The following is a 12,935-nucleotide window of genomic DNA, read 5'->3' as shown; positions in this document are numbered from 1 at the left end:
GGAGTTCGCGGCGAGCGATACTACAATAAAATAAAGTGTCCGTTATAATTTGGCTTTTCTTATTTGAATTATGAAAGAGGTCTATTGTAGTTCGGTATTTCCATTCTACAAACCAATCCGCCACAGGCGGAGAACTATTTTAGGTTAAGAATTGGTATAACATATTAGGTGAAACAGTATATAAAGACATTTGGCAAAAAGGGCAAACACAAAAGAACACAGATATGCAACAATTGCCCCAAGGTGTATATATAATAAGAATAGGTAATGCGGTGCAAAAAGTGGTGAAGGAATAGTCATCTTTTGTATGAGCGTAAACACACCCCTGACCCCTCTCGGCTATAGCACATGGCCGTCGCACAGCGGGGAGGCCTGCACACGCTGACGCCTGATTTTAGCAGCGTGATATATGACAAAATTTGCCACGCATGAACTCCGCAAACTTGCGGAGTCGCAATCACGTTTATTTCTAATTTTCATTTGGAAATGCCCTATGAAATCAAGCATCTTTGCGGTGATAATCAATAATAACTATTTGATGGAAGCATTTGAAAATACATCGGGCATAGAGATAGACCGAATATATAAAAACCATCCCGATAGTCATCGGGACAACACAGAGGAGGCGGGCGAGTTTCCTTACACTCGTGGCGTGCAGCCCGATATGTATCGTGGCCGTTTGTGGACCATGAGGCAGTATGCAGGTTTTTCTACCGCAGAGGAATCGAACAAACGTTACCACTATTTGCTGAAGAACGGAACGATGGGTTTGTCGGTAGCCTTCGACCTGCCCACCCAGATAGGATATGATAGTGACCATGCGATGAGTGAAGGAGAAGTAGGCAAGGTAGGCGTAGCTATAGATTCGCTAGCTGATATGGAAATTCTGTTTAAGGGAATTAGTCTGGAACAAATCACTACATCCATGACCATCAATGCAACCGCATCTACACTGCTAGCGTTTTATATAGCACTGGGGCGTAAAACAGGATGTGATGTGAGAAAGCTGGGAGGTACGATACAAAATGATATATTGAAAGAATATGCAGCACGCGGCACTTATATATATCCGCCGAAACCAAGTATGCGATTGATTACGGATGTGTTTGAATATTGCAGCAAGGAAGTGCCCAAATGGAATACAATTTCTATATCGGGTTATCATATACGTGAAGCGGGTTCTACTGCGGTGCAAGAGTTGGCTTTTACTTTAAGCAATGGCAAAGCCTATCTAAAAGCAGCGATTGAAAAGGGGATGGACATTAATATATTTGCTCCACGCTTGTCGTTCTTTTTTAATGCCCATAATAATTTTTTTGAAGAGGTAGCGAAGTTTAGAGCTGCTAGAAAAATTTGGGCAAATATTACCAAAGAACTTGGTGCCTCAGAACCTAAAGCACAAATGCTAAGATTCCATACACAAACAGGTGGCTCGACTTTAACAGCCCAACAACCACAAAATAATATAGTACGTGTTACGTTGCAAGCATTGTCGGCAGTGCTGGGCGGTACGCAAAGTTTGCATACCAATGGGTATGATGAAGCGTTAAGTTTGCCTACAGAAGCCGCAGCAAAAATTGCGTTGAGAACACAACAAATTATTGCCAATGAAAGTGGGGTAATACAAACTGTGGATCCATTAGGAGGCAGTTATTATATAGAAAGTTTGACCGATGAAATGGAACGCTTAGCATTAGACTATATTATAAGAATTGATAATATGGGTGGTTCGGTTTCGGCAATTGAAGAAGGATTTATGCAACGTGAAATTGCAGCAGCAGCTTATGCCCACCAAAAAAATGTTGAGAATGAAGAAAGTATTATAGTAGGTGTAAACAAATATACAGAACCTGAAAACAATGATACACCCATACTAAAAGTAGATGATAGTATTCGTGAAGGACAAATAAAAAGATTGAATGAGGTGAAAAGCCAACGTGATAATAATAAGGTTAGTGAATTGCTGCAGACCTTGGAACAACAAGCCAAAGACGGGACTAACTTAATGCCGGGTATTATAGAAAGTGTATCGAACTATGCTACATTAGGCGAGGTAGCTGATGTGTTTAGAAAAGTTTTTGGGGAATATGAGGGATAACGATAAAAGATGAATGGTGTCCGCCGCGGCGGAATGAATGGTAAATGCCCGCCGACGCCCCGGTGGGTCGCTCAAGTTACGCAAATATGGGTGGTTAATGATTCCCGTCGAGGCGGATTGCAAACGTAATTTTTCTCAATTGCAGTATTGTTTTAATTTCTCAATTGCCGGTTTATAAAAAAAGCTTGCTGCTTTATGATAATCTTTGCAGGCTCCTTTATTGTCTTTTAAATTAATTTTACAATTCGCTCTTTGATAATAAGCTTCAGCATATCGCGGACTTAATTTAATAGTTATATTATAATCTTTTATAGCTTCTTTATATAATGTTAAATTGGCTTTGCTGATTCCCATGCTATAATATGCTTCAAACAAATTGGGATTTAATTCTATAGCTTTTGAAAAATCGATAATGGCATTGCTATCCTCCATATTTCCTTGGCTTGTATTTCCTCTTTGATAATAAGAAGCTGCATGTGTGGGGGCTAGTTCTATTGATTTATTGAAATCCTTCAATGCATTTACATTGTCTTCCATTTCTATTCGGCAAAGTCCCCTGTTAAAATATGCGGGAAAAAAATTGGGGTCAATTGCAATACACTTATTATAACATTCAATAGCACCTTCAAAATCTCTAGAATTATATTTACAATTGCCAAGGTTTTTATATGCTAAGATTTCTGCTGGATTGAGTTTTATAGCTTTCAAGAAATCCACGACTGCTGCATCTTCATTACCATTAAGTTCTGCAATTCCTCTCATCAAGTAAACATCTGCAAAATTTGAATTTAATTCTATTGCAGTATCATAGTCTCTAATTGATTCTTGATAGTGATTTAGATAAACTTTTATACTGTTTTTGGAAACTGTTTTATTCGCTAAATCAATTCTCGAATTCCCCCTTTTATAATAGGCTGAAACGAGTTTGGGGTTTAACTCAATAGCTTTTGTATATAATACTATAGCTTTTTTGTAATCTTTTAATTCGTCTTTTGCTTTTGCTTGGTTGTAATAGTCTAGAGCGTTTTGGCTGTGAAGGTTGAGCGAAATGAATGAGACAAAAAATATGAAAATATATTTCATTGGTTATCTTAATTTAGAATCGGTGGGTATATTTATTTTGGAGCAAATTTATGTAAATTGAAAGTTGCAAATGTAGTTTTAAAAAATAATTAGTTTTATTAAAGTCCAATCTATTGTATTTCTGAAGCCTGATCATATTATCTATAAAAATGATATTTATGACTTTGAAAAACAATTTGGAAGGATGTAAAATGCAGCCTATTTTTGCTAACAATTTAAGAATCGTTCTTCAGCAAATCATTTATTTGGTTTAGAGCTATTTACAGCAATATAATATACAACTTGTAATGGATAAAATCGCAATTGTAACTGGTGCCTCAGAAGGAATAGGTAAAGCTATTTCTATCAAATTGGCCTCGATAGGTTATAATATAATACTTAATAACCGATTTGAAGAAAAGACTTTAGAGCTGGCTGAATATATTAGAAATACGTATCGTGTAAATGTACATATTTCTATATTTGATGTTACAAAAAAGCAAGAAGTTGAAAGTGCTGTGGAAGGCTTGCCCGAAGAATGGAGGGCGATAGACGTGCTTGTTAATAATGCAGGAACAGTATTGGGCTACGGCCCTATACATGAAGGAGACACTGATGATTGGGACACCATGATTGATACCAATGTGAAAGGCTTATTATATGTAACACGTGCCATAGCCCCAATGATGATGAAGAGAAAAAAAGGTCATATTGTTAATATGGCATCTATTGCAGGAAAAGAACCTTATCTGAATGGAAATGTATACTGCGGAACCAAAGCCGCAATTGATGTATTAAGCAAAAGCATGCGTATCGATTTGGCTCCTTTCGTAAAAGTTTCATCCATACATCCAGGAACAGTTGAAACAGGTATTTCGGTTGTTCGTTTTAAAGGCGATACCGAACGAGCCAAAAAAGTTTATGAAGGCTGGACACCATTAAAACCAGAGGATGTAGCAGAGTCGGTAGCATTTATGATTAATACACCCGCCCATGTTAATGTGAATGAGCTGGTATTGATGGCTACGGACCAACCCACTTCTTATATTTTCCACAAGCAGTTGCCCGAATAACTATAAAAAACTTTGTATAATTTGTGGCTTGCCAGAGGGCGTAGCTGGTATAAAATCCACACAAGTATAATTAATTTTTAATTCGCCAGGTTCAGTATTTAAAAGTATCCTACTACTTATTTCACTAAGTATTGATTTTTCAAAATCAGGTTCAGGGATATACTCAATTTCTATATTTTCTAAAACTTTTTGTATTACCCTAAATTGTTTTATACTGCTATATTGTTCAAATATTAAAGTAAATATATGTACGACCAAATATTTGCCATTTTTGGTTCGGATAATATCCGTATCTCTGCCAATTATTTGTTCCATGATAGGGAAACCTCTTCCGCATTCACAAGTTTTATTTCTGGCATTTTTTACTGCCATATCACCCATATAATACCTAATAAGCGGCATGGTATAGCCATCGAGACGGGTTGCAACCACATAGCCCAGAGTGCCCTCGGAAACAGGATTCCCATCTTTATCTACAATCTCCAAATGAACATGTGGCGACATGATATGATAATGGCCAAATTCGCATTGACCTGAAAACATAATTCCTTCGCAACAACCATAAGTATCATACACTTTTGCTCCAAAAACTTCTTGAATAGATTTCCTGTAATGCGGAAACATTTTATCGCCGAAGCTGACCACAGATTTAAGTTTTATATCATTAATCCTTTGTTTTTTTGCAAGCTGCGAAAACACAAAGAGGGAGGAAGCATACCCAGCGAAATAATATTTTTGTGTATGATTAATTTTGTTTAATAATTTTATGATATCTTTTTCATAATGGTTAAATGCCAATTCATATTTAACTCTAAGTAATTTATCTTTTAATTTTTTCTTCAAACCTCTATTCAAAGAAACTCCTGTTTGAATTAATGGTTTGCCCATTCGATAGCCTGCCCATTCCCACCAAAGGGTTTGAATAGCAATGGATGCCGAATCTTCTGCTTTGTTTACGTAGCCCTCACCTTGCACACCCGATGAACCGCTGCTCATGTATTTAATTAAAGTTTTTTTATCTTGATTGGGATCAATAAAATTATAGAAATCGGACTTTATATCTTTTTTATATAATAGGGGAAATTTACTTAAAGTAAGAAAGGGGTCTTCGTTTTCTGTTATATTTAAGTTTTTATAATGTGGAATATTTTTAAGAACATGTGATAGTAATGATTTTAAATTTTCACGCTCTAGCTGTGCAATTTCTTCTACACTCAACCATTGTGTTTTACGCCATTGGCGAAGATTTTTTATCACACTCGATTTAAATACCATATCACCAAAGGGTAATATGAAATTTTCAGTAACATAGGTGTAAATGCTCATATTGTAGTGGCAAAATTAGTGATTAAATTCATTAAGATTTTTATAAAAATTGTTTCACTTTGGTATTTATTTCGCACACTGAAATTCTTTGTTGTGAGATTTCTCCCCGATAACTCGGGACAGGCCTTAGTCATTGAATCCCTCCTATCTCCCGATATTTATCGGGAGGGATGATAAACACACCCATAGTATATATATTCTGCCTATGGTTACGTCTTATGACCATCCATATAAAATTATTTCAACCCCTTAATAAACGCAACAATCTGCTCGTCATCTCTCAAATCGGGATTTATTTTGAACAAACCTTCTTTGTCTTTGCTTTGTTTAATAGCACGTTGCAACCATTCCATACCTAAGGCTCGTGTTTGGTCATCTTCCAAATAATTTGCTGCCAAAATAAAATAAAAACTATATTCATCGGGGATGGTTTTGATAGCATTCATCAATGTTTGGCAAGCATCTTCTAGTAACGCAGATTCTTTATAGCAATTGCTCATATAGGTCCAAGCATCCACATCGTCGGGGTCCAGATCAATTGCAGTTTTATATTCTTTTACAGCATCGAGTGGCAAACCTTTTTCATACAATAAATCGCCGTAAGCCCCATGATATTCGCTATTATGCGGGTCTTTACTTATGGCTTTTTGTAATAATACTTCTGCTTCATCATAGTTTTGCCTTTCGTGTGCAATCAATGCCAAACCAAAAATACCATCACTACTATTGGGGTTAAGTTTGAGTGCTTTTTTAAAGTAACCCATCGCCAATCCAAACAAATTGAGGGCATGATAACAATTGCCCAAATTGCAATAAGTTGTGGCATCATCATTTTCAAGTTTTATAACTTTCTTATAACTTTCTATCGCCAATTCATATTGCCCCGATTCATATTGGGCATTGCCTTTATTATACCATGCCGACGAAAAACCATCATCGATAATAGTGGCATAATCGAATGCTTCGATGGCTTTTTGTGGCGAGCCTTTGGCTGCATAGCTGCTACCCAAATTATACCATGCAAACGAAGAATAAGGTTCGATATCTATATATTTATTGAATACACGGATAGCATCATTATAGCGGCCCAACTCATGGTAACAGAGAGCGAGTTCATATAGTGCATGAACATTTTCGGGTTCGGTTTCCAATATTTTTTCAAAGGCATTTGCGGCTTTTTCAAAACGCATGGCATTCAGGTATATAACCGCCATCCCAAAATAAGTATCATTTATATCTTCGGCATATTGCAACGCTTTTTCGAACCATTTTTCTGCATCATCATATTGGTCGTTTTGCGAGGCCAGTTCTGCTTTTAGCAACATCACATCAGGATTGAGTGGCTCCAATGACTCTGCTTTTTCTATATGTTGTTTGGCCAATATCAGTTTGCCTTCCATCAATCGAAGGCTGGCTTTTTTAATTAAGAAAGTGGTGGAGTAAGGGTAGGCATCTTCAGCACGCTGCACAGCAATATCAGCACGCTTCAAATTATTACGGCTCATGTAAAACTCTATAATATCTTCTAGCTGTTCTTCGTCGAAGTACGCACTGTCTTGGCTGTTCAACGATTTTTCAAAAGCTTCTACTAAGGCTAGTAGTTCTTTGTCTTCTGGTTGTTCGGGCATGTTCATAATAATCTCTCTATAAGCCTATATTTGCAAACTTAGTATTACCTGTAAGTAAATATACTTTCAAAGATAATAAATAAAATTTAAAAATTATGATGCAAATGTTATTCAAGCTTCGCACAATTGGTACTTTCTTCACCCTTTTTGGCCTTGTTTTTTTCAACAACTTACCTTCACATGCCCAGCAAGCTAGTAAGCAAAGCACTTGGCAGCAGCAGTGCGACTACGATATTGAAGTAAAACTCGACGATGTGAAACGGCAGTTGAATGGCAAAATTAAAATGACCTATAAGAATAATTCACCTGAAACATTGCGTGAAATTTACATTCATCTCTGGCCCAATGCTTATAAAAACAATGAGACCCCATTTGCCAAGCAACAAGTAGAAAATGGTAGTCTCGATTTTCATTTTGCAGCAGATAGTTGCAAAGGTTATATAGATTCATTAATTTTTTATGTGAATGGAATTGAGATAAAAGTTGGCATTACAGCTAAAGGAACATCTGCTACCGATAGAGCGACAAGTATAGATATTATACAATTAATTTTACCTATGCCGCTTGCTCCTGGCGATGTGTGTACTATTGAAACACCTTTTCGTGTACAAATTCCCAAAGTATTTTCACGCATGGGTTGGGGTTATGATAAAGAAAGAGGAAACTATAATTTTAATATTACACAATGGTATCCAAAACCTGCGGTATACGATGCCAATGGATGGAATGCCATGCCTTATTTAGACCAAGGTGAATTTTATAGCGAGTTCGGAACTTTTAACGTAAAAATTACGGTACCTAAAAAATATATAGTTGCTGCAACAGGAAATGAACAAAGCAAAATAGATAATGCAGATAGTACAACCACCACTATATATAAACAAACGCAAGTGCATGATTTTGCTTGGTTTGCCAATCCCGATTTTGGAATCGTGAGCGAAGATATTATATTAAAAAGTGGAAGAAAAGTAGTGAGCAAAGTATACTATATAAAAGGAAGAGCCGGCAAGTCAAAAGTAAGTACTTATTCACAAGCTCTTACAACGATGAAAAACACACTCGAATTTTTAGGAAGCCATGTGGGCGAATATCCTTATGATGTGGTTACCGTGGTGCAAGGTCCTTTATTGGCTGGTGGTGGTATGGAGTATCCTACGATAACTGTAATGCCCGGACTTGATGCAACTACTATAGAACATGAAGTGGGACATAATTGGTTTTATGGAATATTGGGAAGTAACGAACGCCAACACCCATGGATGGATGAGGGAATAAATTCGTTTTATGAAGATTGGTATAAGAACAGAACTGATAATAATAACGCCGCAAAAACTTATGTGAATACAAAAGAAATTAATGATATGGACCAACATTATATATTGTATCAAATGCAGCAATTTGCAAACCTCGATCAGCCGATTGAAGGCCACGCAGCCTTATATTCCGATGCAAATTATGGAGGTATTGTATATGGCAAAACCGCATTAGCTTTTAATTATCTGCGAGAATATTTGGGCAATGATATTATGGATAAATGTATGTTGACCTATTATGATACTTGGAAATTTAGACATCCATTACCTGGAGATATACGTGAGGTGTTTGAAACCGTGAGTGGTAAAAAATTGGATTGGTTTTTTGATATACTTATTGGAACTACCAAAACTGTGGATTACAAATTGATAAAAGCCAAACAAAAGAATGATATATTATATATAACTGTAAAAAATAAAGGAGGGGTGGAAAGCCCTGTTTTTTTAAATACGAAAGGCAAAACGGGAGAAGAATCTTCGTATAAATTTGAAGGATTTAAGGGCAAGAAAACGTTTGAAGTGCCTTGTAAGGACTGGAAGTGGGTGAAGATTGATACAGGACATTACATGATAGAAACCAATCTCAGAAATAATTATATAAAAAATAGTTTCCTATTAAAGAAGGCTGAACCATTTCATATAAAAATGATTGGTATAGGAAAAAGCACCGATGCTAATTTATACGTTGCTCCTATTATTGCCGCTAATAAGTATGATGGCTTTATGCTTGGCTGTATGTTGAGCAATGAGATTGTTCCGCTGCGTAGCTTGCAATTTACTTTTGTGCCTATGTATGGTTTCAGAAGTAATAGAATAGAAGGGTTGGGTGATATTACTAAGTTTATCAAAACCAAAAATAGGAAAATTAATATGGTAGAAGTGGGTATTAATTTTCGCCGTTTCGCCAGTAGTAATTACAAAAATTTTATTCATGACGATACCCTTACTTTTTATAGCCGCTCCGACTTATATATAAATTTATTATTGGCCAAAAAAAATCCCAGAAGTTTTCGTGATAATAATCTCAAATTTGGTATATTGGGTATAAGTGAAACTGGAAAAAATTTACAAAGGCAATCTGCACAAACAAATTTTACCACATACACCTATCTAGAATTTAACTCAAAAGATAATAGCAAATTAAATCCAGTAAACTATAATATAAAATCATTGAGGGGGAATGTAAATCGGTTGCAAGCAACAGTTGTAGGGCATTTTAATTTCAGCATCAAAAAGAAAATGTATTATAGGTTTTTTGGTGGCGTCATGAAAGGCACTACTACGCTGCAAGGCCGAGCAAGCTTTTTCCCTACAGGCAATCAAGGATATCAAGATTTTACGTATGACCAATTGATGCCAGCTCGAAATGGACAAACTTTAGATAACCATGTATTCACGCATCAAGTATTAACACGCGATGGAAATATACATATTCCCCTGAGCATGGGCAATAGTGATAAATGGCTTACAGCAGTCAATTTTGAACTGCCATTGCCTGGTAAAATTCCTTTTATGGTGTATGGAGATTTTAGTTTGTATAATAGTGTAAGTTATAATAGTAGCAGTCCCAATATTCCTATATATACACCTACCTCATTGTATTCTTTTGGATTGTCATTGCCATTTTTCAGTCGATCTTTTATCATTTATTTCCCTTTGCTCAATAGTCAATCCATCAATACAGCATTCGACACCAATTTCCCCAATACCAGTAAAATAGGACTGTTTGCCAAAAAAATATCCTTTATTTTAGACTTGAGCAAACTGAATCCTACCAATAGGAAATATATCAGGTTAAGTACTTTGGGGATGTAGATTAATGTTTTCTAAACGTCATTCTGAGCGACGCTTCAAGCGAAGAGTCTTTCAATAGGAAGTAGATTTTAAATTCGTAGATAAAATATACCAATTGTTAAAATAAAATAGTTCTCCGTCTATGGCGGATTAGTTTGTAGAATGTTATACCGAACTACATCCCGAAAGCCCCGCTTAATCCCGATAATTATCGGGATCCGGGGGATTAGTCCCTTTCTTTTGGACTATTATATATTGAGTTTCGGTACAACCCTGCCGCGGCGGGAATAACTAACCTATAACCATTGGAAATTTCCCCCACATCGCTCCGCCGCAAGAATCGCTCATAGCACCCGTTACCGAGCTTAGTATATTATTCTCATTACGGAAACGTAACACACCTAAGAATGCAAAAATTAATGCTTCTTTATAATTAATAGTTTGCTCGTCGGGTATAATAATTTGTGCAGATGTTTGTGCTTTTAAACGCTCCATTAAATAATGATTGAATGCTCCACCACCTGTTACCAATACTTTTTGGCTAGCCAATTTTTCTTCTTCGCCATCCACCATTTCATATAATGCTTTCGAAATTTGTATAGCTACATGTTCAACTAAAGTACACATTTTATCTTCGCTGCTTAAATTAAATTCTTTGGTGAGATGCCAGAAATCATTATTAATCCACTCTCGTCCCAAACTTTTAGGACCCGGGTTTTTATAATAATCTACGCTATTAAGCACATTTAATAAATCTTCGTTCACTTGTCCTGCAGCAGCAATTTGTCCACCTGTATCATATAATAAACCATTATTGCGAGCAATGCGGTTGAAGGCTATATTACAGGGACAAACATCATAAGCTATAGTTGTACCATTATGTTGACCACTTATATTTGCAATACCACCTAAATTTAAACAATATTGGTATTCAGAAAATAATAACATATCGCCAATAGGAACAAGTGGAGCTCCTTGCCCACCAAGGGCTACATCGCCTTGTCGAAAATCGCTGATTACAGGCAAACCACAGTTGGCAGTAATAGTTGCACCGTCACCAATTTGTAAAGTATATCCTTCGGCTGGTGCATGATACAAGGTGTGCCCATGGGAAGAAACGAAGTGTGGATTTATATGATACTTCACCACAAAATCAGCAACGAGATGACCCAAATATTTTCCATAAAATACATTTGTTTTGGCTATAATAGTTCCCTCTTGTCTATTTAATTTCGACAAACGCACCCGCCACATTTCTTCGTAGTCAACGGTGTCAGCATGTTTGAGTATATAACTCCATTTGCCATTGTCTTCTGTAAATTCAACATAAGCCAAGTCAACTCCATCCATTGAAGTGCCCGACATGATCCCTATTACATTATATTGTTTCATCTGTATTTATTTGAGTTTCGAATTGTTATTATAGATGGCCTATTTTACAATTATATATTTTTGAAAAATACAAATATTAACTATAAAATGTAAATGATTTATTTGTCTGGATTTAAGTTTTGTTTTGTTAATATACTCTTTACTTTAAAAGCGAAGAATGCTAAATACGCAAAGCATAATACGGGCAACCAATACGACGTTAATATACCAAACTCATCAGCCAATTTTCCTTGCAATGGCGGTATAATAGCACCGCCTAAAATCATCATAATTAAAAATGCGGCACCTTGTCCGGTATGCTTTCCCAAGCCTGTAATAGACATCGCAAATATACAGGGCCACATAATGGAGCAGCAAAGTCCGCCACTCACAAATGCGAATAAAGCTGTTTGTCCGGTAGCAAATAAACCCGTTAGCATAGCAACCATTCCTATAATACCAAATATCATTAAAGTGCGTGCAGGTTTTTCGTTCGCCATTAAAAATCCGATTACCAAAACTGAAACCGCAATTGCATATATATATAAATCTGCTACTTCATTCCCTTTTAAATTGTTTACAAAAAGTATAATAGCAAATGCGATAAAAGGTATAATAACAGTGAGTATTTTTCTTACAGTTTTAGAAAGATTAAAAGCACCGATGGCACCTGTCCAGCGGCCAATCATCAGGCTACCCCAGTATAAGGATATATATCTATCTATTTGCGACGATTCCAAACTACCAAATGCGGGTTGTTTTAATAATTCACCCATATTACTTTGTATCGTTACTTCAACTCCTACATAGGTAAATATAGCGAGCATACCCCATTTCATCTGTGGAAATTTTAATGCTCCCATGCCAGGCTCAAAGGCTTCTTCGCTTGTTACATGCGGCAATTTGGCAATTGCTAATAATATTGCAGCCAATAAAAAAACACCTGTGAGTATTATATATAATTCTTTGATGGCCGATGGGCTCACATTAGAAGCAGCAGTGCCACTGACAGAACCAAACAATATAATACTTACGATAATAGGGCCGAGCAAAGTCCCAACAGAATTAATTCCTCCAGCAAGATTTAATCGGTGCGAACCACTCTGAGGCGTACCAAGAGCTACCACAAAAGGTTGTGCAGCTATTTGCTGTAATGAAAACCCAAGTCCGATTACAAAAAATGAAGTCAATATAAATGGGAAAGAACCTAATTCTACTGCAGGTAACATGAGCAAAGCACCCGCTACAGAAATGAGTAACCCTATAATAG

General features: G+C 36.4%; 8 protein-coding genes. 3 read left to right on the top strand and 5 right to left on the bottom strand.

Annotation, left to right across the window (positions count from 1 at the left end; all coding sequences use genetic code 11):
- Window positions 1–493: 493 nt before the first annotated feature.
- On the top strand, window positions 494–2,098 hold the full coding sequence (locus SGJ10_03110) for a methylmalonyl-CoA mutase family protein (GenBank protein ID MDZ4757114.1): 1,605 nt from the start codon (window positions 494–496) through the stop codon (window positions 2,096–2,098).
- Window positions 2,099–2,233: 135 nt separating this feature from the next.
- Here SGJ10_03110 and SGJ10_03105 read toward each other — a convergent pair whose 3' ends face one another.
- Entirely contained in the window at window positions 2,234–3,181 is a 948-nt protein-coding gene (locus SGJ10_03105; GenBank protein ID MDZ4757113.1) for a tetratricopeptide repeat protein, read from the bottom strand.
- 287 nt (window positions 3,182–3,468) lie between these two features.
- Here SGJ10_03105 and SGJ10_03100 point away from each other — a divergent pair, with 287 nt between their 5' ends.
- Window positions 3,469–4,233 carry an SDR family NAD(P)-dependent oxidoreductase gene (locus SGJ10_03100; GenBank protein MDZ4757112.1) on the top strand — a complete coding sequence of 255 codons (765 nt, stop codon included), beginning with the start codon at window positions 3,469–3,471 and terminating at the stop codon, window positions 4,231–4,233.
- On the opposite strand, the gene SGJ10_03095 is transcribed toward SGJ10_03100, so the two are convergent.
- Window positions 4,234–5,559, bottom strand: a complete 1,326-nt coding sequence (locus SGJ10_03095) for a hypothetical protein (GenBank protein ID MDZ4757111.1) — start codon at window positions 5,557–5,559, stop codon at window positions 4,234–4,236.
- A 236-nt stretch (window positions 5,560–5,795) separates the two neighbouring features.
- Complete coding sequence (locus SGJ10_03090) at window positions 5,796–7,187, bottom strand: tetratricopeptide repeat protein (protein MDZ4757110.1); 1,392 nt, start codon at window positions 7,185–7,187, stop codon at window positions 5,796–5,798.
- Between the two features lie 95 nt (window positions 7,188–7,282).
- Between SGJ10_03090 and SGJ10_03085 the strand changes: the two genes are divergently transcribed.
- A complete protein-coding gene (locus SGJ10_03085; protein MDZ4757109.1) occupies window positions 7,283–10,315 on the top strand; it encodes a M1 family metallopeptidase in 3,033 nt (1,010 codons plus the stop codon).
- A gap of 270 nt (window positions 10,316–10,585) precedes the next feature.
- Here the strand turns inward: SGJ10_03085 and SGJ10_03080 are convergent, their stop codons facing one another.
- On the bottom strand, window positions 10,586–11,686 hold the full coding sequence (locus tag SGJ10_03080) for an anhydro-N-acetylmuramic acid kinase (GenBank protein ID MDZ4757108.1): 1,101 nt from the start codon (window positions 11,684–11,686) through the stop codon (window positions 10,586–10,588).
- 98 nt (window positions 11,687–11,784) lie between these two features.
- Window positions 11,785–12,935: MFS transporter (locus SGJ10_03075; protein ID MDZ4757107.1), on the bottom strand; the 1,151-nt coding region annotated here is incomplete at its 5' end.

This window comes from Bacteroidota bacterium, from assembly GCA_034439655.1.
Classification (GTDB): Bacteria; Bacteroidota; Bacteroidia; order UKL13-3; family UKL13-3; genus CANJUD01.
The sequence above is the reverse complement of the archived record's forward strand: the minus strand, read 5'-3'. Positions and strand labels throughout refer to the sequence as shown.